The sequence below is a fragment of the Saccharopolyspora kobensis genome, assembly GCF_900108315.1.
GTDB lineage: Bacteria > Actinomycetota > Actinomycetes > Mycobacteriales > Pseudonocardiaceae > Saccharopolyspora > Saccharopolyspora kobensis.
In genome coordinates this window covers 853,500-875,088 of sequence record NZ_FNVB01000004.1, presented here as the reverse complement: position 1 = coordinate 875,088, position 21,589 = coordinate 853,500, and the positions used below count along the sequence as shown (strand labels likewise).

Here is a 21,589-nt window from a genome sequence, read left to right as displayed (position 1 = left end):
CACGCCGGTTATTAGTCCCGTTCACGCACCAGTCCTTCGCTGTCGCACCGCATTAAAAGGGAACCACGACCAGCTCGTGCGAAACGCTGCCACCGGCACACCTAGCCCGTTTCGCGGAGGCGTTAAGGCAGTGGGGCGCCGCGAGCGGTGATCCAGAGTTCGTACCACTCCTCGTGGGTGAGGCCGGGCTCCTGCTGCACCGCGTCCCGGCAGGCGCGGATGCGGTCGGGCCTCGCGCTGCCGATGACCGGCGCGATGCCTGCCGGGTGGCGTTGCAGCCACCAGAGCACGATCGTCTCCGGCGTCGTGCCCTTGGCCTCGGCGAGTGCTGCGACGAGGTCGGCCGTCGCGTGCTCGGCGGGCGTCTCCTGGCAGCCGGTGAAGCGGCCGCGCGCCAGCGAGCCCCAGGCCTGCAAGGCGATTCCGTTCTCCCGGCAGTACTCCAGCGTTCCCAGCGGGAAACCGTTCGCCGCCGCTGCGGGCGTGTTCACCAGCACCCCGGCCTCGCACCAGTCGCGCCGGTGCAGGCTCATCTCCAGCTGGTTGGCGACGAGCGGCACACCCAGGTATCCCCGCAGGTGCGCGATCTGCTCGGCGCTCATGTTGGACACGCCGAACTGCCGGACCAGCCCCTGCTCGTGCAGCGACAGGAGCGCCTTGGCGACGTCCTCCGGATCGGCCAGGGGGTCGGGGCGGTGCAGCAGGAGCACGTCGATCACGTCGGTGCGCAGCCGGGTGAGGCTCTCCTCCACCCGCTGCACGATCCGGTCACCGCGCAGGTCGTACAGCCCCGGGCGGTCGCCGTCGGGCAGCCGGATACCGCACTTGGTCTGCAGCACGATGCGCTCGCGCAGTCCGGGTGCCCGGGCCAGGACCTCGCCGAAGACCGATTCCGCCTTGCCGTGGCGGTAGATGTCGGCGTGGTCGAACGTGGTGATGCCGACGTCCAGTGCAGCCCGCACCGCAGCCTCGGCCTCGTCGATGTCCGCCGCGCCGTAGGGCCGGGTGTCCCAGGTCCCGCCAAGCCCCATGCACCCGTACAGAACGCGATCAGCCATGAGCCGCATGATTTCACGCGCGGAAGCCTGGCGGGCATCTCCCCAGAAGACCGTCACCGGCGAGCAGCGGTCATCTCCCGGACCGCTGCGGTGGCCAGCCCACCGCCATGTCCAGGTAGCTCACGACGTTGAGCGCAGCAGTTCCGGCTGCGCCTGCCGCGATTCCCGCCAGAACGTTCCGAAGCATGCGGCCGCCCTGAGCGCCGAACCGTCACTCCGCGTTTCGTTCATGCGGCGCCTGCTCGCCCGTCGTCAGCTCGCGAACGGACGGGGAGTGCCCCGGCTTCGCGGGAGCTCCCGCTCGAAACCCGGTGGTTCAGAAGGTCTTCATGAGATCGGCGATCCGGGTGGCCATCCGCTGCTTGTCGATCGGGGCGACGGTGGTCCAGGGCTCCGCGCCGCGGTTGTTCGTCTCGATCATGTACCAGCCCTTCGCCGTGGCGAAGAAGTTCGTCACCATCGGCGCTCGGTGGCGCTTGCCCTGGCCGTCCATCGTCGCCGCCCCGAACTGGGCCCACGCGATCCGCTCGCCGCCGGCCATCTCCACCAGCTGGCGGGCGTCATCGCGCTTCACGCCCTGGCGGGCGAGGCCGTCGGCCATCGCCCGGTCGGAGTTGCCCGCTTCCTTCGCCGCCGCGCTCATCGCCGCGCTGCGCAGCGAAACACCGCGCCCCGGACCGGCTTTCAGGTCGTCCGGCAGCACACCGAGCAGCGAGCGGACCATCGAGTCCACCGGAAGTGCTTGCAGCCGGACGGATTCCTCGGTCAGCACGGCGAGAGTGGCGTTGCCGCGGACGTTGGCGACCATGCCCGTCGTCTTCCGCTCGCCGTCGGAAGTGCGCTCGCCGAAGGTGACGTCGAAGGACCGCTCGTAGCGCTGCAGCGGCAGGAACACGCCGCAGATGTCCTCCTCGCGCATCTCGTTGCCGAATCCGAGGCGGTGCAGCTCGTCCCACGCCCGGCGCTCGACGGCGCGCCGCTCGGACTCCATGATCCCCTCGGGGAGGACGTTGAGCACGATCGGCTTGGTCCCCAGCTTGAAGTGCTTCCACGCCTCGTGGAAGGCCTGCCGCGACAACTCGAACTTCACCGGATGCTCCCCAGCCGGACTTGTGCGGGCGCGCGGGCCCGCAGTGGTGAATGGTGTTTGACGTGCGCTCATCCGAAGGCGGGCGGTGCCGTCTTCGGCAGGCCGTCGTCGAAAGATCCCGCGATCGGCGACGAGGCGATCGGGCGTCTCGTGGTCGGCGTCCCGCCACCCCAGCTCCCGGTGCCGGTCCCCCACCGGCGACGACCGCGTGCCACCGCTGCCGGGCCAGGCGCTCCTGATCTCTCCGGGTCCTGGCCGGAGGTCGACGGTGCCGAGCTCACGGGTCACCGCGTCTCCCGCGCGCTCGCGAAGAACCGCGCGAGCGATTCGACCCGCATCGAGGGCTCGCCGCCCGTCTCGCCGCTCGACGGACGGCTCACCACCGCGGACTCGTCGGCCCCGTCATCCCCTCCGGTCAGGCAGCATCAGAGCTCACTCACCGAACACGGGCGGCGCGACCTTCGGCAGGTCGTCGTCGAAGAACCCGTGGTCGCCCTTGAGGTAGTCGGGAATCGCGTGTTCCTGGTCCTCCTCGCCCTGCTTGCCCTGCGGACGCCCGGCAGCGGCGGCACCGGCCATGCCACCGCGGCCGCCGGCACCACCGGCGCCACCAGCAACGCCAGCGCCACCGGCGCCCGTCCCGGTGCCACCAGGACCGGCGAGCCCACCGCCACCGGCACGTCCACCAGCGCCCAGCGCGGAGCTGCCACCGGCGCCACCGGCACCGAACCCGCCACGGCCACCGCCGCCACCGGGACCGCCGGGAACCCGGTTACCACCGGGGCCGTTCGGGCCACCCTGACCAGGACCGTTGGGTCCGGAGCCACCGGGCAGACGAATCGGGGACGGACCGCCCCGACCAGGTCCGGTCGGCCCAGGACCACCGGGCAGACGAATCGGAGTCGGGCCACCCTGGCCAGGTCCGGTCGGCCCAGAACCACCGGGGACGCGAATCGGAGTCGGGCCACCCTGCCCAGGACCGGTCGGCCCGGGCTGCCGCCACACCGGAGTCGTCCCACCGGGGTTGACACCACCACCGGGGTTGACACCACCACCTGGGTTGACGCCGCCACCGGGGTTGAAGCCCCCGCCGCCCCCGCCGCCGGGGTAGCTACCGCCACCGCCGCCGTAACCGGAAGGAACGGTCGACCCGCCCCCACCACCGGTCCCGGTACCACCGGTCCCGCCGCCACCAGCCCACTGGCTACCGGTGCCGGAAGGCGTGTTGGAAACCTGGGGAACCCCATCAACGCTCGGGTGGCCGGACCCGGCGACAGCGACGTTCATGCCGCTCGTAGGCGGCGGCTCGAACACCGAACTCGCGGCCACGGTGCCCTGCGACGTGCTCTGGTACGTCTGGAACGCCTGGACGGCCTCCTGACGGAGCTTCTCGTTGTGCTCCTTGGCGGCTTCGGCGTCGGTCTGACCGTTCACCATGCTGTCCCAGGTGTCCTCGAACCAGTTGTTGTCCGGGACTTCCTGCTCTTCGCCCTTGCCCGGGATCGAGGACTGCACCCTCCCGAAGGCGTCGCCCTGGTCGGTCATCAGCTGCGACTGGGCCTTGGCGTTCTCCGCGGTGACTTCGGTCCAGAGCACGACCGGCGTGGCCTGATCCCGCATGGCCTCGCCCGACTCGGACTGCATGGACACGTTAGCGCTCTTCAGCGCGTCCTCAACGCGAACCTTCAGGTCCTGGAGGTACTTGTCCTCGGCCTTCCAGCCCTCGGACTTCTCGTACAGACCGTCGGGCGACCCGCCATCAACCCAGCCACGCATCTGCTGGAGGCTGGCACCCTCGAAATCCGCCGGCTCCAAATGCCTGGTGTTCGTCATACCCGCCCCTCACGCACTGGGAAGATTCTGGATCGCAGCCGCGGCGAACTGCTCAGCCTGCTGGCACATGTCAATACCTGGATCAGCCGTACTCGTCCGAAGGATGTTGACGAGCAGATATCCCTGATCAGAAACATCCGCGAACAACACGCAGCCACGTCCGGAGTCGAAACCGGCGACCGGGTAACCCGCGACCTCGCCCCGCTTCGTCGGCTCGCCCCGCCGTCCGACTTCCGCGCTGAAGGTCGAGCCTCCGTCGACGGCGACGAAGGCACCCCATCCGGTCGTGCCCGCCTTCCCCTTCTGGTAAGTGCAGCCGGGTTTCCCGTCCGACTCGCGCTCCCGTGCGGGCTGGTCGGCGCCGAGAGCGGTCGACTGCTGCTCAGTCACGATGGAGCACTTGTCGGCCACCTCGACCGATTTCGCCGGAGCCGTACGAGCGGACCGGGGCTCGCTGGTCGGCGCAGACGGTGTCGATGCGTCGGTGCTTTCAGCAGGAGGACTTGCTTGGCCTCCGCATCCGGCCAAGAGCAAACTGGCCAGAACAGCCCCCGCGGCGAGCCCCTTACGCAAGTTTCCCTCCAAGACTGTCGGCCGAATTCTGATCGTCGATCCTGTTCTGCCGCGCATTGCCGCGAAGGTTCGCGGCAGTGTTCTGGAAGTATTCGGCCAGCTTGAGGTAGTTGTCGATGTAAGCGGAATCGTCACCGGCCGCCACGGTCTGGTACACGCTCGCCGAATTCACGCTCACGGGATCATGACCAGCAGGCGGGACATCAGCGAGCAGCTGAACATCCGCTGCCCTGTCGAACAGGGCTTGGGCCTCGTCCTCGAAGAACTGGGCGAGCTTGTCGATCTGGTCCGGGTCGACCAGCATCGAACCGCCCGCCGCCTGCGACTGAGCCAGAGCAGCCTTGGTCTGCGCGCGCCCCAGCGTCTCCGCCACAGCGACGACCTGCGCCGTCGGGTTGAAGAACCCGCCCTCGCTCATGCGGTGGTTCATGTAAGCCTGGTCCGTCGCGTCGAGCTGGATCTGCTCGCGCTCCCCCTCAGCCACGGTCGAACTCCCCTCGTTCGCCAACCGTCGCGGGGTCGGGCGACGGCCATCCACTTGCCAACGAGGCAAACGTTAACGCACGTGACCGCTGTTGCGGACGAAGCGGACCGAACAAGATTGCGACATTCGAGTGATTTAGGACGCGTAACGTCCGGGAAGTTCCCGTGTTCGCGCAGGTCAGCTGCGGTGTCCTGCTGCACGGACTACGCAGCTCGACGAAAGCCCCGGTTCAGAAGTCGCCATTCGCTCCGGATCGGCGCTGGTCAGCTCCCGTGCGTGCCGAAACGGCGTCCGGCTACGCCGACGGGAGGTTCTGCAGGACCGACTCGGCGACCTTCGCGGCTGCGTCGCAGCTTCCGCCCACCTCGAGCGGAGCTCCGGGCCCGACCAGGGCCGTGAGCTTGAGGCTTCCCGAGTCCGCGACGTCCATCGTCAGGTGGCAGCCCGTTTCGTCGTTGACGATCGCCGACGGGTAGCCCGCGATCGGCAGCTCCTGGGCGCCCTGGTTGGCTTGCACGAACTGCTGGTAGGTGCCGGTGGGATCCGCGGCCACGAACACCGACCAGCCCGGGGTTCCGGGGGCTCCTGAGCGGAATTCGCAGCCCTGCTTGCCGTTCTGCTCCACCTGCTTCGGCTCCTGGTCCAGCACCAGGGTTTTCAGCTGTTCCTCGGTGAGCACGGCGCACGGGTCGGACGTCGGCAGCGCCTTCTGCGGGGCCGATCGGCCGGGCGCGTCCGGTCGGTCGGCCGGGGTCGCACCGGAACTGCAGCCCGCCAGCAGCAGGCCTGCCACGATCACGCCGGCAGCGAGTCCCTCGCGCAAGTTCCGCCTCCTCGGGTCGCGGGCCCCGCCCGCACCGGATCAGTGTCAGCGAACCCTGCCACACGCCGCGAAATTGGCACAACCACTCGCGCGACGACCGGGAACTTTCCCGTTCAGTCGTCGTTGTTCCCGTTCCCGTTGCCGTTGTTCTCGCGAACCTTCCGCCAGTGTTCGCGCAGCTCGTCCCGCTGCTTGCGGTACTCCTCCAACTTCGCCACCTGCTCCTGGTGATCGTCCACCCGGATCTCCGGCAGCGGCGGCGGGACGACCGGCGGATCCGGGGTGACCGTCACGGTGACCGGGGCGGGCGGCTCCGGCAGCGGCATGGTGCGGACGTCCTCGGCGACCCGTTCGGTCGCGGTGAGCAGCGCGCGGGCGGCTTCCGTGGTGAGTTCACCGCGCGCCTGGGCTTCGGCGATCGCGCGGTGCAGCTCGCCGAGCGCCATCTCCGCCGCGGGGCGATCGTTGTTCTCCGCCGCGGCCTTCACCTCTTCCACGTGGCTGAGCAGCTGCTCGCGGATCTGCGGATCCATCGCCCGGGGCTCGCTGCCGCAGCCGGCGAGCACCAGCAGCAGGGCAGGCAGCAGAAGGCGTTTCATTCGCGGATCAGCCCCTCCAGGGTGGCGAGATCTTCCGGCAGCCGCTCCACCCCGGGCGGGCCGGACACCGGCGGCAGCGACGTCGGCTCCGGCGCCGAGGGCAGGGCGAAGAACGCGATGAGCGCCACCAGCAGCACGGAGAACCCGGCGCCGGCGAACAGCCAGGGCTTCGGGCTGCGGCGCGGTTCGGGCTGCGGTTGCGGTTGCGGTTGCGGTTGCGGTTGCAGCTGCGTCACCGGGCGGGTGGGGTGGATGCGCGGGATGACGTCGGTCGACCGACCGGCCAGCAGATCCGCGCACTCGGCCGCGGTCGGCCGCCGGGCCGGATCGGAGCCCGTCATCAGCAGCAGCGCCCGGTGCAGGCCGCTGGGCAGCTCCAGCGGCACCTCCGGCGCGCGGACCAGCCGCGCCACGGCGCTCTCCGCACCGGAACCGGGGTACTCGACCCTGCCGGTCGCGCACTCCAGCAGCACCAGCCCCAGCGCGTAGACGTCGGCCGGATAACCGACCTCACCGCCGCTGACCTGCTCCGGGGACATGTAGGTGGCGGTCCCGATGAGCACGCCGGAACTGGTCATGCGCCCGGCGGCGGCGGCCAGCCGGGAGATGCCGAAATCGGCGAGGTAGACGCTGCCGTCACCGGCGATGAGCACGTTGGAGGGCTTGACGTCGCGGTGCACGATCCCGTTGTCGTGCACGTGGGCCAGCACGTCGGCGAGCCGGGAGCCGATCTCGGCGACGCGTTGCGGCGGCAGCGGCCCGCGGTGGATCTCGTCGGCGAGCGTGCGGCCCTCGACCAGCTCCATGATCAGGTAGAGCTCGTCGGCCCCGGCGCTGAAGTCGTGCACGGTGACCAGGCCCGGATGGCTGAGCCCGGCGAGGATGCGGGCCTCCTCGGCGAACCGCTCCCGCCCCGCGGCATCGGCACCGGAGCGGAACACCTTCGCCGCCACGACCCGCTGCAACCGGGTGTCCATCGCCCGGTGCACATCGGCCATCCCGCCGCTGCCGATGCGGGTACCCAGCCGGTACCGCCCGCCCAGCAGAGGTGCCTCACCCATCGACCCCTCCGGTCCTTGCGCTCCCGGGATTGACACTAGCCGAACCGGAGCACCCACCTGCGGGACGACCGGGGGACGACAGCTACGGAGCAAACGGGTTGACAGCCAAGTGGCGCGCGGTTAGCGGCCCCGTGAACCTCCGGTGCGCCGAAGTGTGCTGGGCGCTTCCCACGGCGTCACCAGCGACTCCTCGGAGGCGCCTGCCGGATCTAGGCGCGGCTTGCTCAACCGCGGTGCTCGCGACGACCAACCGGATCACCTCGTCCGGTCGGCACCAACCGCTGCGAACAGCTAGCGCACCACCGATCGCCTTCGCCGAAACTCCCCCAGAACTCCGCAGTTCCAGCGACTCCGAACGGACTCGGCGCGGTGGCTACATGAAGCCCTTGAGGTGGATCTTGGTGCTCACCTCGATGACGGAGCCGTCCGCGAACCGGTTGATGGAGAATCCGGAACCCGCGGTGGATCGGCCTTTGAGGTCTTCGGCCATCGCTGTGAACCGCTCCGGCGGGCACTCCCAGAGAGTTACCAGCTCCACTCCACCGATCAACGACTCGGACAGCTCTGTCACCGCGCTCACCGCAGAGCGGGCCTTGCCGAGGAACCGCCCGAAGCCCTTGCTGCTCTCGCCCTGCTCCTCGTCCTCCTGCGGCTCGGCCTTGCCCACCACGGAGGCATCGACGACCACCGCGATGCGGCGATCAGTACTGATGAACCACGCTTCCGGCCCACCCGCGACCAGCAGGTCCGCGCATTCCACGGCCGCGCGCTCGGGCGAATCCGCCTGGACCCAGCCGCGGATGGTCGGGTCGTGGACCCATTCATCACCGTGGAAGCGCCCTTGCTGGACCGGGGCCGACGGGTAGAGCACGTCGCCGAGGTCGACGTCGAAGCTGTGCGCCGGAGGGCGGGTCGGCTGGTACGGGGCCTGATGGCGGCCTCCGATCGTGGAACCGAAGTGCACCCGCTCGCGGTCACCGCCGCCGTACCGCTGCAGCTTCTCGCCCTCCTGCAGCCACCCGTCTTCGATCAGCTTGACGAGCTGCTTCTCAGATCGCACGCCCAACACCTACTCCCGGCCGAAGGTCATGGCCAGCAACCGATCCACCTTGCCCGCGCTGTACGCGCTGCCGCCACGACCAGTCAGGTCGATAGTGGATCCGTCAGCGAGCGACACCCGCAGGTACTTCTGCTCATGCCCTCGCACCTTGTACTCGACGGCATCGATGTTCGCGATGATGTTCCTGGGGAACTCCGCATGCACGGTCAGCGCAGGCAGCTCGACCGCACGATGCGGCTGTTGGCTCTGCTCGCTCGAGCCGCCGCTGATCTTCTTCTTCAGGCCGCCCAGCAGACCCGCGCCGGATTCCGGTTCCTTCGCAGATCGTTCGAGCATCCCGAGACGGTGCGATGTCAGAATCCAGATGAACTCGCGCCCGTACTTCTCGTTCGCGCCACTGGCCTGCCATGCCCCCAGGTGCGAAGCAGCCAGGCAATCGCGGTTGCGTCCCGAAACGACAGCCCTCGGAACACTTGGCGTGTTGTTGCCGGTGTCCCCATCGGTCGGCGAGATCGCCTCCAGCGCGAGCCCGGCGACACCACTGGCAACGCCACCGAGCACCTTGCCCGCGGTCCAGCGCTTGTCACCCCGCTCGTCGAGCCCGGAAACCTGGTAGAAGATGTACTTCACCTTCCCCGAAGTGGATTCCATGGGATGACACCAAAGGATCTTCTCGTCCGGAGCGCACCAGAAAGCCCGTGCGGACAGCACTTCGATCACGAGAAACCACGCTCCTGCGCCTGGTTGCGCTGTTCGTCGGAGAGATCTCCCTGGAACCAGCCCTTGCCGGTGTCGTACACCGCATTCGCGCCCTGCTTGATCGCCTCACCGGTCACAACGTCGGTACCGGCGGCCATGGCGGCCTGCCCAACGGTGGCCTTGCCACCCAGAACACCGGTGAGCACATGGGAAGTCGCAGTGCTCGCCAAGCCTTGAACACCCTTGATGTCCTTCACGAACTGATCGCGCTCGGCTTGGAGCAGTTCCTTGGCTTCCCCGGTCGCGTTCGCAATGCGATCGTCCATGTTCCGGAGGGTGTCCGCGTGCTGCTTCTCCACGTCCTGGAGGAATTTGCCGCCCTTGGAGGTGAAGTCGCTTCCGTCTGCCTTAGTGAGGAACTTGGCCACCGGGTTCGAGTCGATCTTGCGTGCGACCGCCTGCTGGATCATGTTGCCTTCGCGCAGCTCGTTCATCTTGTCGATGACCTTGCGGAGCTTGCCCGCTTCGCGCAGTCGCTGCAGCAGCCTCTCGATCTTCTGGAACATCTGGTACAGCTTTCGCTGCACCTGCATGACGCGGGTGGTGATGCGGACGCCGGTGGCTCCCACCTGAACCGCTGTTCCCGCGCTCGCCGCGCCGACCGATGCTCCCGCCGTGATCCACGACGCCGCCAGCGCGGCCAGCCACTGGACGATCAGCCCGATGATCAGCTCGGTGACGGTCTGGATGAAGAACTCGACGACCATGTCGAAGATGTCGGCGATCATGTCCAGCGTGCCCTTGAGGTCGCGGATGTCCGCGGCCAGGGCCTTCACGCCTTCGCCGAACTCGGTCATCTGCTTCCGGAAGGCGTCGCCGTCCTTGCCGATCCAGGTCTCGGCCGTCGCCTGCGCTCGCTGCGGCTCCTGCTCGGCGACCTGATCCAGCCAGCCGGCGACCTTCTCCCAACCCTCACCGGTGGACCGCATCTGCTCGGGGTCGCCGATCGCCCACTCGACCAGCTCGATCAGCGGGCTGAGCACGATGGACACCAGGAAGCCCAGACCGTTGCTCATCAGGGCCTGACCGGGGCTGGTCAGCAGCTCCAGCTGCTCCATCCGCATCGACACCATCGCGACGCCCCACTCGGGCGGGCTCGATGCGTCGGCGAGATCCTGGCCGGCGCCCACGAGCGATGATCCCCGACCGGCGGCCTGGTCGAACCAGTTCTTCTGGTCCCCGTCGCCGTTGTTCAAGGTCTGGAAATCGCCCGGCCCCTGCGGCGCGGTCATCCGGCCAGCCCCTCTCCGGCCTTCTTCAGCATCTCGGAGATCTGTTCTTCGGTGTCGGCGTAGTCCTTGAGCGTGTCGTCGAGCGCCTGCTTGGTCTTGACCAAGAACTCCTGGGCCTTGGTCGCCAGGTCCTGGCACTCCTGGACGCTGTTCAAGTAGATGCTGCTGAGGCCGACCATGTCACCGATCGGCCCGAAGCACTGGTCGTCCACCTGGGCCTGGTGGAGCAGGTCGGCGAGTTGGCCGAACTTCTCGGCCAAGCTCTCCGAACCCTGACCGTGGCCGGTCAGGGTTTCCGGGGTCATCTTCAAGTCAGTCATCGCTGGATCTGTCAGCGCAGGAAGGAGCCTGCTGAGAAGTCGTCGTCATCGTCGAAGCCGGTGTTGCGCCGCGGCTGGTTGGGCGTTGCCGGGGGCGCGGGCGGTGCCTGCCGCGGGGGCGCGGGCGGCGGGGTCGACGACTGCGGCGTGGCCGACGCTTCGTCGGGGGCCGTCGGCTTGATCGCCATGCCCTCCGCCTTGAAGGCCTGCTGGAACTGGTCGTAGTGGTCGCCGAGGATCGGCGCCACCGCGTTGTTCATCTGCTCCGCCGCGCTCGCGGTCGCCTCGCGGATCGTCGCCATGATCTGCTGCTGCAGGTCGTTTGCCGACTGGCGGACCGCGTTCGGCGCCAGGCGCAGGTCCAGCACCGCTCCGGACGGCGCCACCGTCACCGTGACCGACCGGTCCTGGCTGCTCGCCGTGCCCTGCATGCCCTGCATCGCCGACTGCAGCTCCGACGCCTTCTGCGCCTGCTCCTCGAACTTGCGCATCATTTCCTGAATGCGCTCAGACGCACTGCTCACCGTCTGTCCCCTAACGATTCCCGGTCCGTTGCTCCGAGCCTACCCAACGGCCGAGAGCGGCTTCGCCGCTTTGGACACGCGTTCTCGGACGCAAATCAGTCATTCCGGACCGCGGCGTTGCTGAACCGAACGCGGCGGACGATCTGCACGAACACGACGACGATCATGAGGCTGGCGGCGCTCATCAGGACGAACAGCACGTTCAGGCCGGTCTTGTCGTAGCGGTCCGGGAGCAGGACCGTCGTCGGGCCGGTGCAGCTGATCTCCGCCCGGCCCGCGAACCACGCCGGTTCCGGGGCCGGGAGGCGGGAGCTGCGGAAGCTGTTGGCCGGTCGGTCCGGGACGAGCTCCCTCGGTTCACCGGATTCCGGGGTCACCCGGCACTTCACGTACTCGTCGCGGTGGGCCGCCAGGCCGAACGGCCGGCCCCGCTCCAGCTCCACCTGCGCGACGGGATCCGCGGTGGCCTCGCCGCTGCCGAAGACGCGGGCCCAGATGGTCATCTCGGTGGAGACCAGGAAGTAGCCCGCGGTGACCAGCCAGACCAGCACGAGCAGGACGATCCAGCGCAGCACGCGCGGCGGTTTCCTCTTCGCGGCAGCGCCGTTCGCTGTGGGATGCATGCGGATTTCCTATCAGGCGTTCCGATGCAACAGGGCGCCTCCGGTCCGGAACGCCCTGTCCGGCTCAGCGGAGGCGGCCGGTCGTCCCGCCGCCTCATCCATCCAGCCCGACTCCTGCGGATGCCTCATGTCGTGGTCGAACCACAGCCACAGGCCCAGCGCACCGAGCACGACCAGCAGGACCAGCACACCCACCCACACCAGGACGATCACCGACGTCTTGCGGTCGCTCATCGCCAACCCACCACCTCCCCTCGCGAACCCGAGGGAGTTCAGGCGCGCGAGGTCCAGCATGCTCGTCGGATGAAGCGCGAAGGGCACTTCCAAGCGGGTCAGCTGCCTGGAAGTGCCCCTCGCCGTTGCTGATCAGCGGAGGAGGTCGGTCACCTCGTCGCGGATTCGGTGGGTCGCCGCGCGCAGGCCCGCCGGGGTCGGGCCGTGGCGGAGGACGTCCCTGGACGTGGTCGGCAGGACGTTCGGCAGGGCCTCGCCGAAGACCTCGCGGAGGGACTCCACCGTGGCGCCCTGGGCGCCCAGGCCGGGCGCCAGGATCGGGCCGTTGAGCCGGGAGAAGTCCAGCTCGCCGGGGTCGATCGTGGCGCCCGCGACCACTCCTACGTGGCCCATCGGGTCCGCGTCGCGGTTGGTCTCCGCCGCCGAGTCCACGATGTACTGGGCGACCGAGTCGCCGCTGCCGTGGACCGACCGCTGCAGGCCCGCGCCCTCCGGGTTGGAGGTCCGGGCCAGCACGAACACACCGCGACCGGTCTGCTCGGCCAGGCCGATGGCCGGGGCCAGCGAGTCGTAGCCCAGGTACGGCGAGACCGTGATCGCATCCGCCGCCAGCGGGGCGTGCTCGTCCAGGTAGGCCATCGCGTAGGCCGTCATGGTCGAGCCGATGTCACCGCGCTTGACGTCCAGCAGGACCAGCGCACCGGCCTGCTGCGACTCGCGGATCACCTTCTCCAGCACCGCGATCCCGGCCGAGCCGTAGACCTCGAAGAACGCCGACTGCGGCTTGAGCAGCGCGACCTCGCCGGCCAGCGCCTCCACCGCGGTCATCGCGAACCGCTCCAGCGAGGCGGGCGACTCGTCGAGGTCCCAGGCCAGCAGCAACGACGGGTGCGGGTCGATGCCCACGCACAGCGGGCCGCGCGCCTGCACCGCGTCGCCCAGCCGCCGGCCGAAGCTCGCCCGCAGCTGGGCGGTCATCGCCGCTCACCGCCCTGCCGCAGCGCCGCCTGCAGCGCCTGGAGCGGCCGGACGCCGATGTTGCCCTGGATGGCGGCCTCGATGCCCTGCACCGCCGCGGCCGCGCCCTGCACCGTGGTGATGCACGGGATGTCGCGGGACACCGCCGCGGTGCGGATCTCGTAGCCGTCGACGCGCGGTCCCGGGTTGCCGTACGGCGTGTTGATCACCATGTCGACCTCGCCGGCCTTGACCAGCTCGACGATGTCGCGCTCCCCGTCGACCTTCTCGATGTGCTTGCGGACCACCGTGGACGGAATCCCGTTGCGCCGCAGCACCTCCGCGGTGCCGCTGGTGGCCAGGATCTCGAAGCCCAGGTCCGCCAGCCGCTTGACCGGGAACACCAGGGACCGCTTGTCCTTGTTGGCCACCGAGACGAACACCTTGCCGGAGGTCGGCAGCGAACCGTAGGCACCCGCCTGGGACTTGGCGAAGGCCTGCCCGAAGGAGACGTCGATGCCCATCACCTCGCCGGTCGACTTCATCTCCGGCCCGAGCAGCGAGTCCACCCCGACGCCCTCGCGGGTGCGGAACCGGTGGAACGGCAGCACCGCTTCCTTGACCGCCACCGGCGCGTCGATCGGCAGGTCCGCGCCGTCGCCCTCGCCGGGCAGCACGCCTTCGGCGCGCAGGTCGGCGATCTTGGCTCCGAGCATGATCCGCGCGGCCGCCTTGGCCAGCGGTGCGGCGGTCGCCTTCGACACGAACGGCACGGTCCGCGAAGCGCGCGGGTTGGCCTCCAGCACGTAGAGCACGTCGTCCTTGAGCGCGTACTGCACGTTGAGCAGGCCGTGCACGCCGATACCGCGCGCGATGGCCTCAGTGGACCGGCGCACCATCTCGATGTCCTGGCGCCCCAACGTGATCGGCGGCAGCGCGCACGCCGAGTCGCCGGAGTGGATGCCGGCCTCCTCGATGTGCTCCATCACGCCGCCGAGGTAGATGTCGGTGCCGTCGCACAGCGCGTCCACGTCGATCTCGATGGCGTCGTCGAGGAAGTTGTCCACCAGCACCGGGTGCTCCGGGGTGACCTCGGTGGCGCGGGCGATGTAGTTCTCCAGCGACGCTTCGTCGTAGACGATCTCCATGCCGCGCCCGCCGAGCACGTAGGACGGCCGCACCAGCACCGGGTAGCCGATCTCGTCGGCGATCCGCTTGGCGCCCTCGAAGGAGGTCGCGGTGCCGTACTTCGGCGCGGGCAGGCCCGCTCCGGCCAGCACGTCGCCGAACGCGCCGCGGTCCTCGGCCAGGTGAATGGCCTCCGGCGGGGTGCCCACGATCGGCACGCCCGCCTCGGCCAGCCGCTTGGCCAGGCCCAGCGGGGTCTGGCCGCCCAGCTGCACGATCACGCCCGCGACCGTGCCCGAGCGCTGCTCGGAGTGCACGACCTCCAGCACGTCCTCGAAGGTCAGCGGCTCGAAGTACAGCCGGTCCGAGGTGTCGTAGTCGGTGGAGACCGTCTCCGGGTTGCAGTTGACCATCACGGTCTCGTACCCGGCCTCGCGCAGCGCCATCGCGGCGTGCACGCAGGAGTAGTCGAACTCGATGCCCTGGCCGATGCGGTTCGGGCCGGAGCCGAGGATGATCACCTTCGGCCGGTCGCGCTGCTCGGTGACCTCCGACTCGGCCGCCGGGTCGGACTCGTAGGCCGAGTAGTGGTACGGCGTGCGCGCGGCGAACTCGGCCGCGCAGGTGTCCACCGTCTTGTAGACCGGCCGCACGCCCAAGCGGTGCCGCAAGGTGCGGACGCCGTCCTCACCGGCCAGCTCCGGCCGCAGCGCGGCGATCTGGCGGTCCGACAGCCCGGCCCGCTTGGCCCGCCGCAGCAGCGCGGCGTCCAGCACCGCGGCCTCGACCAGCTCGGCGCGCAGCTCCACCCACGCCGCGATCTGGTCGACGAACCACGGGTCGATGCCCGAGGCCTCGTGCACCTGCTCGACCGAAGCGCCCAGCCGCAGCGCGCGCTCCACCGTGTAGAGGCGGCCGTCGTGCGGCGTGCGCAGCTGCTCCAAAGCGGACTCGACGGTGCTGCCGTCGGGGTCGGCCTTGGTCCAGAAGCCCGCCGCCTTGGTCTCCATCGAGCGCAGCGCCTTGCCCAGCGCCTCGGAGAAGCTGCGGCCCACGGCCATCGCCTCGCCGACGCTCTTCATCGTCGTGGTCAGCTCCTGGTCCGCGCCCGGGAACTTCTCGAAGGCGAACCGAGGCACCTTCACCACGACGTAGTCCAGCGTCGGCTCGAAGCTGGCCGGGGTCTCGCCGGTGATGTCGTTGCGGATCTCGTCGAGCGTGTAGCCCACCGCCAGCTTCGCGGCGATCTTGGCGATCGGGAAGCCGGTCGCCTTCGAGGCCAGCGCCGAGGAGCGCGACACCCGCGGGTTCATCTCGATGACGACCATCCGGCCGGTCTCCGGGTGGATGGCGAACTGGATGTTGCAGCCGCCGGTGTCCACCCCGACCTCGCGCAGCACCGCGATGCCCACGTTGCGCATGTGCTGGTACTCGCGGTCGGTCAGCGTCATCGACGGCGCCACCGTGACCGAGTCACCGGTGTGCACGCCCATCGCGTCGATGTTCTCGATCGAGCAGATGACCACCACGTTGTCGGCGTGGTCGCGCATCAGCTCGAGCTCGTACTCCTTCCAGCCGAGGACGCTCTCCTCGATCAGCACCTCGTGCACCGGGGACTCGGCCAGCCCGAAGGAGGCCATCCGCTCCAGCTCGTCCTCGGTGTGCGCCATGCCCGAGCCCAGCCCGCCCATGGTGAAGCTGGGCCGGATGACCACCGGAAGGCCGCGCTCGGCGACGAACGCCCGCACGTCCTCCATCGTCTTGCACACCGCCGACTCGGGCACCTCGCCGCCGACCGAGCGCACGATGTCCTTGAACCGCTGCCGGTCCTCGCCGCGCTGGATCGCCTCGATGTCCGCGCCGATCAGCTCCACGCCGTACTTCTCCAGCACGCCGAGCTCGTCGAGGGCCATCGCGGTGTTCAGCGCGGTCTGCCCGCCCAGCGTGGCCAGGATGGCGTCGGGCCGCTCGGCCGCGATCACCTTCTCCACGAACTCCGGGGTGATCGGCTCGATGTAGGTGGCGTCGGCGAACTCCGGGTCGGTCATGATCGTCGCCGGGTTGGAGTTCACCAGCGAGACGCGGATGCCCTCCTCGCGCAGCACCCGGCAGGCCTGGGTGCCGGAGTAGTCGAACTCGCACGCCTGGCCGATCACGATCGGCCCGGACCCGATGACGAGCACGTGCTTGATATCGGTCCTCTTCGGCATCTCAGCGCGCCTCACTCATCAGATCAACGAACTTGTCGAACAGCGGCGCGGCGTCGTGCGGGCCCGCTGCCGCTTCGGGGTGGTACTGGACGCTGAACGCCGGGCCGTCGAGCAGCCGCAGGCCCTCGACCGCACCGTCGTTGGCGCAGTGGTGGCTGACCATCGCGCGGCCGAAGTCGGTGTCGAAGTGCTCGCCCGGCTCGCCCTCCACGGCGAAGCCGTGGTTCTGCGCGGTGATCGCGACCTTGCCGGTCTCGGCGTCGATCACCGGGATGTTGATGCCCCGGTGGCCGTACTGCAGCTTGTAGGTGCCGCGGCCCAGCGCGCGGCCGAGGATCTGGTTGCCGAAGCAGATGCCGAACAGCGGCAGCTTGCGGTCCAGCGCCTGGCGAGTCAGCTCCACCTGCGCGTCGGTGGTGGCCGGGTCGCCGGGGCCGTTGGACAGGAACAGCCCGTCCGGGCTCACCGACATGATCTCGTCCAGAGTGGACGCCAGCGGCAGCACGTGCACCTCGATGCCGCGCTCGGCCATCATCCGCGGCGTGTTGGACTTGATGCCCAGGTCCAGCGCGGCGACGGTGAACCGCTTCTCACCGATCGCCGGGACGACGTAGGCCTCGGCCGTGGTGACGTCACCGGCCAGCGAAGCGCCGACCATCTCGGCACCGGCCTTGACCGCGGTCACCATCTCCTCGTCGGTGCCCAGCTCCGAGCCGGAGAAGATGCCGCCGCGCATCGCGCCCAGCTCGCGCACGTGCCGGGTCAGGGTCCGGGTGTCGATGCCCGCGATGCCCACGACCTCCTGGCGCACCAGCTCCTCGTCCAGCGAGCGGCGGGAGCGCCAGTTCGACGGCCGGCGGGCGGGGTCGCGCACGGCGTAGCCGGCGACCCAGATCTGCGCGGACTCGTCGTCCTCGTCGTTCCAGCCGGTGTTGCCGATCTGCGGCGCGGTCTGCACCACGATCTGGCGGTGGTAGGAGGGGTCGGTCAGGGTCTCCTGGTAGCCGGTCATGCCGGTGGTGAACACGACCTCTCCGAGGGTCCGGCCCACCTTGCCGTAGGCCTCCCCGCGGAAGATCCGGCCGTCCTCCAGCACCAGCGCGGCCGGGATGTTCTCGCTCATTTCTCCTCCTGCCGCGACTCAGCCGAGCCGCCGGTAGTTTCCTCGGGCCGCGCGGCGGGCGCACCCGCGCCCACGACCTCGTCGGCGGGTGCCAGGGCGCGGATCGCTTCGACCCACTCGGTCTGCGCGTCCTTGTCGTCACCGCGGAACCCGGTGTCCAGCAGCACCTCGCCCAAGCGCCAGGTCACCACGACCAAGCCCGCGCCGGGCACCACCTTGTTGGCCAGCTTGTGGTCCAGGCGGCAGTCCACGACGGACTCGGCCGGGATCCACATGTCGCTGGCACCGGTGCGGCGCAGCAGCAGACCGGCGGCGTAGAGGTGCGCGCTGCCGTTGGCCCGGTGGCCGACGTCGCCCACCGCGATGCGGTCCTGCCAGTCGGTGGCCTTCGTGGTGCCGACGTACATGCCGGTGGCGGCGGGCCGCAGCTCCTCGCCCGGCTCGACCGGCGGCGCCGGGAAGTCCGGCAGCTCAGCGGCCTGGCGCCGGGCCCGGCCGCGCCAGCCGCGCCACATCCCGAAGAACACCAGAGCGGCCAGTGCGGCCAGCCCCACGACCCACAGGGTGCGTTCCATCAGCGCCTCACCTTGCCCTCGTGTGCGGTGAGCCGTCCGCGCAGCAGCGTCGCGACCACCCGGCCCGGCAGCTGCATGCCGTCGAACGGCGAGTTCTCCCCGAGGCTGGCCAGCTCCGCCCCGCGCACCGTCCACTCGGCGTCGGGGTCGACCAGCACCAGGTTCGCCGGTTCTCCCACCTCGACCGGACGACCTTGGTCGGCCAGCCCGGCGATCTCGGCGGGACGTTCGCTCATCACCCGCGCGACACCGCGCCAGTCCAGCAGCCCCGGCCGCACCATCGTCCGCACGACGATGCCGAGCGCGGTCTGCAGACCGAGCATGCCGGGCTTGGCGGCGGCCCACTCGCAGTCCTTGTCCTGCGCGGCGTGCGGGGCGTGGTCGGTGGCCACGCAGTCCACGGTGCCGTCGGCCAGCGCCTCGCGCAGCGCCATCACGTCGGCGTCGGTGCGCAGCGGCGGGTTGACCTTGTTGACCGGGTCGTAGGTCTCCAGCCGGTCGTCGGTCAGCAGCAGGTGGTGCGGCGTGACCTCGGCGGACACCGCACCGGCGGTCTTGCGCGACTTCCACCAGCGCAGGATGTCGGCGGTGCCCGAGGTGGAGACGTGGCAGATGTGCAGCGTGCCGCCGGTGTGCCCGGCCAGCAGGCAGTCGCGCGCGACGATCGCTTCCTCGGCCGGAGCGGGCCAGCCCGCCAGGCCCAGCCGCGCGGCGTTCGCGCCCTCGTGCGCCTGCGCGCCCACGGTCAGCCGCGGTTCCTCGGCGTGCTGCGCGACGACACCGCCGAAGGACTTCGTGTACTCCAGCGCCCGCCGCATGATCAGCGGGTCGTGCACGCAGTGGCCGTCGTCGGAGAAGATGCGGACCTCGGCGGCCGAGCGGCGCATGGTGCCCAGCTCGGCGAGCTTCTCGCCCTTCAGCCCGACCGTCACCGCGCCCACCGGGTGCACGTCGACGAGGCCGACCTCGCGGCCGCGCCGCCACACGTGCTCGACGATCACCGCGTTGTCGGCGACCGGATCGGTGTTGGCCATCGCGAAGACGGCGGTGTAGCCGCCCAGCGCCGCGGCGGCCGAACCGGTCTCTACGGTCTCGGCGTCCTCGCGGCCCGGCTCCCGCAGGTGGGTGTGCAGGTCGACGAAGCCCGGCAGCAGCACCGAGCCACCGGCGTGCACGATCTCGTCGGCGTCGACCTGGAGGTTCGCACCGATCTCGGCGATGACCTCGCCCTCGACCAGCACGTCGACCGGGTCGCCCTCGCCATAGGGGCGGACGTCCTTCAAAAGCAAGCGGCTCATGCCTGTCCCGCCTCTCCGCGATGCACAGTGGTGGTTGCGTCCAGCTCGATCTCGCGATTCGCGGTTTCTCGTGGCCGGTTTGCGTCACGTTCCCCTGAGCTGCGGACGTGCAGAACTCGGGTTGGCACAGAACTGCTCATGCCGAGAGCTCCTCTCCGGCGAGAAGGTGGTAGAGCACTGCCATCCGCACGTGCACGCCGTTGCTGACCTGCTGGGTGATGGCGGCTCGCGGGGAATCGGCGACGGCCGGGGCGATCTCCATGCCGCGCAGCATCGGGCCGGGGTGCAGCACGACCGCGTGCTCCGGCAGCTTGTCCAGCCGCGCCTGGTTGAGCCCGTAGGCGATGGAGTACTCGCGCGCCGACGGGAAGAACCCGCCGTGCATGCGCTCGGCCTGGACGCGCAGCATCATCACCGCGTCCAGCTTCGGCAGCTCCGGGTCCAGCTCGTGGCGCACCTCCGCGCCCCACTGGTCGGCGCCGGCGGGCACCAGCGTCGGCGGTGCCACGAGCACGACCTCGGCGCCCAGGGTGCGCAGCAGGTGCACGTTGGAGCGCGCGACCCGGCTGTGCAGGAGGTCGCCGACGATCGCGATGCGGCGGCCGGCCAGCTCGCCCAGGCGCTCGCGCAGGGTCGCGGCGTCCAGCAGCGCCTGCGTCGGGTGCTCGTGCATGCCGTCACCGGCGTTGACGACCTGCGTGCCGACCTCGTCCAGCCAGCCCGCCAGCCGGTGGGCCGCACCGGAGGCCGGGTGCCGCATGATCACGCAGTCGGCGCCCGCGGCGGCCAGCGTGAGGGCGGTGTCGCGCAGCGATTCGCCCTTGTTGACCGACGAGCTGCTGGCCGAGACGTTGATCACGTCGGCGCTCATCCACTTCCCGGCGACCTCGAAGGAGACCCGGGTGCGCGTGGAGTTCTCGTAGAACAGGGTGACCACCGTGCGCCCGCGCAACGTCGGCAGCTTCTTCACCTCGCGCCCCAGCAGCGTCTGCTTGAGCGTGTCGGCGGTGTCGAGGACGCTGGTCGCGGTGGCCGCGTCCAGGCCCTCGGTGGACAGCAGGTGGCGCATCACTCGTTCTCCAGCGTCTTGCGGTACACCCGCGCCCGGTCGGCTCCACGAACGAGGGAGTGGAAGTCGTCGTTCATTCCGCCTCCTGCCCGGCGTCGCGCCGGAGCACCACGCGGTCGTCCTCGCCGTCGGTCTCCGCGAGCTGCACGGCGACGTCCTCGGAGCGCGAGGTGGGGATGTTCTTGCCGACGTAGTCGGCGCGGATCGGCAGTTCGCGGTGCCCGCGGTCGACCAGCACCGCCAGCTGCACGGCGCGGGGACGGCCCTGGTCGCGCAGGGCGTCGAGGGCGGCGCGCACGGTGCGGCCGGAGAACAGCACGTCGTCGACCAGGACGACCAGTGCGTTGTCGATGCCCTCGACGGGCAGATCGGTGGGCTCCAGCGGGCGGTTCGGGCGCTTGCGCAGGTCGTCCCGGTAGAGCGTGATGTCCAGGGTGCCGGTGGGCACCGTCACGCCGCTGAACTCGCTGATCTTCCCGGCCAGCCGCCGCGCCAGCGGGGTTCCCCTGGTCGGGATGCCCAGCAGCACGACGTCGCTGCCGCCGGTGTCCAGGGCGGTCTTCTCGATGATCTGGTGAGCGATCCGGGCAATCGTGCGCGCAACGTCACCGGCCGAGAGCAGCTCCCGCTGCCCGACCGGGTCCGCCGCGCCCGCCGGTTGGCGTGACGCCACGGTGCGACCTCCTTCTCCGCCTCACTGGACGGATCCTTAAAGGATGGTGTGTGACCTGCCCCGCAGTCTCCGCGGCGAGAACGCCGCCGGACCGCCGGGCTCCCCCGTACGCTATCAGCGCGCAGCGGTCAATCGTCCGGGTGGTGTGGTGGGACTCGCCCCATTGCCGACAAAGACCAACTTGACCTGGTGACGCTGGCGAGCGAACATTACTCTCCGTATCGATCTGAGCTTTGCTCCCCGGTCGGCACTATCGGCTGACGGGGCGAACGAACGGAGAAAC

The 21,589-nt window shown here is 69.9% G+C and carries 22 protein-coding genes; all 22 read right to left on the bottom strand.

Features of this window, described 5'->3' with window-relative positions; all coding sequences use genetic code 11:
• Window positions 1–122: 122 nt before the first annotated feature.
• Window positions 123–1,058: an aldo/keto reductase gene (locus C4T78_RS16895; RefSeq protein WP_235862979.1), complete on the bottom strand. Its 936-nt coding sequence runs from the start codon at window positions 1,056–1,058 to the stop codon at window positions 123–125.
• Window positions 1,059–1,374: 316 nt separating this feature from the next.
• Entirely contained in the window at window positions 1,375–2,148 is a 774-nt protein-coding gene (locus C4T78_RS16890; protein WP_093345794.1) for an ESX secretion-associated protein EspG, read from the bottom strand.
• 432 nt (window positions 2,149–2,580) lie between these two features.
• Window positions 2,581–3,924 carry a hypothetical protein gene (locus C4T78_RS16885; protein WP_177247369.1) on the bottom strand — a complete coding sequence of 448 codons (1,344 nt, stop codon included), beginning with the start codon at window positions 3,922–3,924 and terminating at the stop codon, window positions 2,581–2,583.
• Between the two features lie 66 nt (window positions 3,925–3,990).
• A complete protein-coding gene (locus C4T78_RS16880; protein WP_093345789.1) occupies window positions 3,991–4,611 on the bottom strand; it encodes a DUF3558 domain-containing protein in 621 nt (206 codons plus the stop codon).
• Window positions 4,547–5,038 (bottom strand): hypothetical protein, encoded by a 492-nt coding sequence (locus C4T78_RS16875; RefSeq protein ID WP_143185720.1) that lies wholly within the window; start codon window positions 5,036–5,038, stop codon window positions 4,547–4,549. Before C4T78_RS16875 ends, C4T78_RS16880 begins: the two co-directional genes overlap by 65 nt.
• A 295-nt stretch (window positions 5,039–5,333) precedes the next feature.
• On the bottom strand, window positions 5,334–5,861 hold the full coding sequence (locus C4T78_RS16870; RefSeq protein WP_093345784.1) for a DUF3558 domain-containing protein: 528 nt from the start codon (window positions 5,859–5,861) through the stop codon (window positions 5,334–5,336).
• 113 nt (window positions 5,862–5,974) lie between these two features.
• Complete coding sequence (locus C4T78_RS16865; RefSeq protein WP_093345780.1) at window positions 5,975–6,460, bottom strand: hypothetical protein; 486 nt, start codon at window positions 6,458–6,460, stop codon at window positions 5,975–5,977.
• Window positions 6,457–7,521 carry a serine/threonine-protein kinase gene (locus C4T78_RS16860; protein ID WP_093345777.1) on the bottom strand — a complete coding sequence of 355 codons (1,065 nt, stop codon included), beginning with the start codon at window positions 7,519–7,521 and terminating at the stop codon, window positions 6,457–6,459. The genes C4T78_RS16865 and C4T78_RS16860 overlap by 4 nt, the downstream gene beginning before the upstream one ends.
• A 373-nt stretch (window positions 7,522–7,894) precedes the next feature.
• A complete protein-coding gene (locus tag C4T78_RS16855) occupies window positions 7,895–8,581 on the bottom strand; it encodes a hypothetical protein (RefSeq protein WP_143185719.1) in 687 nt (228 codons plus the stop codon).
• A gap of 9 nt (window positions 8,582–8,590) precedes the next feature.
• Window positions 8,591–9,301, bottom strand: coding sequence for a hypothetical protein (locus C4T78_RS16850; protein WP_103908126.1), 711 nt, complete (start codon window positions 9,299–9,301; stop codon window positions 8,591–8,593).
• On the bottom strand, window positions 9,298–10,572 hold the full coding sequence (locus tag C4T78_RS16845) for a WXG100 family type VII secretion target (protein WP_177247367.1): 1,275 nt from the start codon (window positions 10,570–10,572) through the stop codon (window positions 9,298–9,300). Before C4T78_RS16845 ends, C4T78_RS16850 begins: the two co-directional genes overlap by 4 nt.
• The gene (locus C4T78_RS16840; protein WP_235862976.1) at window positions 10,569–10,892 is read right to left on the bottom strand and encodes a hypothetical protein; all 324 of its coding nucleotides are present in this window, start codon (window positions 10,890–10,892) and stop codon (window positions 10,569–10,571) included. Before C4T78_RS16840 ends, C4T78_RS16845 begins: the two co-directional genes overlap by 4 nt.
• An 11-nt stretch (window positions 10,893–10,903) precedes the next feature.
• On the bottom strand, window positions 10,904–11,386 hold the full coding sequence (locus tag C4T78_RS16835; RefSeq protein ID WP_093345769.1) for a YbaB/EbfC family nucleoid-associated protein: 483 nt from the start codon (window positions 11,384–11,386) through the stop codon (window positions 10,904–10,906).
• Window positions 11,387–11,511: 125 nt separating this feature from the next.
• Complete coding sequence (locus C4T78_RS16830; protein ID WP_093345767.1) at window positions 11,512–12,039, bottom strand: hypothetical protein; 528 nt, start codon at window positions 12,037–12,039, stop codon at window positions 11,512–11,514.
• Window positions 12,040–12,051: 12 nt separating this feature from the next.
• A complete protein-coding gene (locus C4T78_RS16825) occupies window positions 12,052–12,273 on the bottom strand; it encodes a hypothetical protein (RefSeq protein ID WP_093345765.1) in 222 nt (73 codons plus the stop codon).
• 132 nt (window positions 12,274–12,405) lie between these two features.
• On the bottom strand, window positions 12,406–13,251 hold the full coding sequence (pyrF, locus tag C4T78_RS16820) for an orotidine-5'-phosphate decarboxylase (protein ID WP_093345763.1): 846 nt from the start codon (window positions 13,249–13,251) through the stop codon (window positions 12,406–12,408).
• Entirely contained in the window at window positions 13,248–16,568 is a 3,321-nt protein-coding gene (gene carB, locus C4T78_RS16815) for a carbamoyl-phosphate synthase large subunit (RefSeq protein WP_093345760.1), read from the bottom strand. Before carB ends, pyrF begins: the two co-directional genes overlap by 4 nt.
• 1 nt (window position 16,569) lies before the next feature.
• Window positions 16,570–17,691: a glutamine-hydrolyzing carbamoyl-phosphate synthase small subunit gene (carA, locus tag C4T78_RS16810; RefSeq protein ID WP_093345758.1), complete on the bottom strand. Its 1,122-nt coding sequence runs from the start codon at window positions 17,689–17,691 to the stop codon at window positions 16,570–16,572.
• Entirely contained in the window at window positions 17,688–18,266 is a 579-nt protein-coding gene (locus C4T78_RS16805; RefSeq protein WP_235862975.1) for a PH-like domain-containing protein, read from the bottom strand. The genes carA and C4T78_RS16805 overlap by 4 nt, the downstream gene beginning before the upstream one ends.
• Window positions 18,266–19,564: a dihydroorotase gene (locus tag C4T78_RS16800; protein WP_093345756.1), complete on the bottom strand. Its 1,299-nt coding sequence runs from the start codon at window positions 19,562–19,564 to the stop codon at window positions 18,266–18,268. The genes C4T78_RS16805 and C4T78_RS16800 overlap by 1 nt, the downstream gene beginning before the upstream one ends.
• Window positions 19,565–19,700: 136 nt before the next feature.
• Window positions 19,701–20,633: an aspartate carbamoyltransferase catalytic subunit gene (locus C4T78_RS16795; protein WP_093345753.1), complete on the bottom strand. Its 933-nt coding sequence runs from the start codon at window positions 20,631–20,633 to the stop codon at window positions 19,701–19,703.
• 73 nt (window positions 20,634–20,706) lie between these two features.
• Window positions 20,707–21,306 (bottom strand): bifunctional pyr operon transcriptional regulator/uracil phosphoribosyltransferase PyrR, encoded by a 600-nt coding sequence (gene pyrR / locus C4T78_RS16790; RefSeq protein WP_093345751.1) that lies wholly within the window; start codon window positions 21,304–21,306, stop codon window positions 20,707–20,709.
• Window positions 21,307–21,589: the final 283 nt, after the last annotated feature.

Excerpts from the sequence above, each read along its gene's own strand:
- C4T78_RS16895 (WP_235862979.1), bottom strand. The coding sequence starts at position 1,058 with ATGGCTGATCGCGTTCTGTACGGGTGCATGGGGCTTGGCGGGACCTGG.
- C4T78_RS16885 (WP_177247369.1), bottom strand. The coding sequence starts at position 3,924 with ATGCGTGGCTGGGTTGATGGCGGGTCGCCCGACGGTCTGTACGAGAAG.
- C4T78_RS16880 (WP_093345789.1), bottom strand. The coding sequence starts at position 4,611 with ATGCGCGGCAGAACAGGATCGACGATCAGAATTCGGCCGACAGTCTTG.
- C4T78_RS16865 (WP_093345780.1), bottom strand. The coding sequence starts at position 6,460 with ATGAAACGCCTTCTGCTGCCTGCCCTGCTGCTGGTGCTCGCCGGCTGC.
- C4T78_RS16860 (WP_093345777.1), bottom strand. The coding sequence starts at position 7,521 with ATGGGTGAGGCACCTCTGCTGGGCGGGCGGTACCGGCTGGGTACCCGC.
- C4T78_RS16845 (WP_177247367.1), bottom strand. The coding sequence starts at position 10,572 with ATGACCGCGCCGCAGGGGCCGGGCGATTTCCAGACCTTGAACAACGGC.
- C4T78_RS16840 (WP_235862976.1), bottom strand. The coding sequence starts at position 10,892 with ATGACTGACTTGAAGATGACCCCGGAAACCCTGACCGGCCACGGTCAG.
- C4T78_RS16835 (WP_093345769.1), bottom strand. The coding sequence starts at position 11,386 with ATGATGCGCAAGTTCGAGGAGCAGGCGCAGAAGGCGTCGGAGCTGCAG.
- C4T78_RS16830 (WP_093345767.1), bottom strand. The coding sequence starts at position 12,039 with ATGCATCCCACAGCGAACGGCGCTGCCGCGAAGAGGAAACCGCCGCGC.
- C4T78_RS16825 (WP_093345765.1), bottom strand. The coding sequence starts at position 12,273 with ATGAGCGACCGCAAGACGTCGGTGATCGTCCTGGTGTGGGTGGGTGTG.
- pyrF (WP_093345763.1), bottom strand. The coding sequence starts at position 13,251 with ATGACCGCCCAGCTGCGGGCGAGCTTCGGCCGGCGGCTGGGCGACGCG.
- carB (WP_093345760.1), bottom strand. The coding sequence starts at position 16,568 with ATGCCGAAGAGGACCGATATCAAGCACGTGCTCGTCATCGGGTCCGGG.
- carA (WP_093345758.1), bottom strand. The coding sequence starts at position 17,691 with ATGAGCGAGAACATCCCGGCCGCGCTGGTGCTGGAGGACGGCCGGATC.
- C4T78_RS16805 (WP_235862975.1), bottom strand. The coding sequence starts at position 18,266 with ATGGAACGCACCCTGTGGGTCGTGGGGCTGGCCGCACTGGCCGCTCTG.
- C4T78_RS16800 (WP_093345756.1), bottom strand. The coding sequence starts at position 19,564 with ATGAGCCGCTTGCTTTTGAAGGACGTCCGCCCCTATGGCGAGGGCGAC.
- C4T78_RS16795 (WP_093345753.1), bottom strand. The coding sequence starts at position 20,633 with ATGCGCCACCTGCTGTCCACCGAGGGCCTGGACGCGGCCACCGCGACC.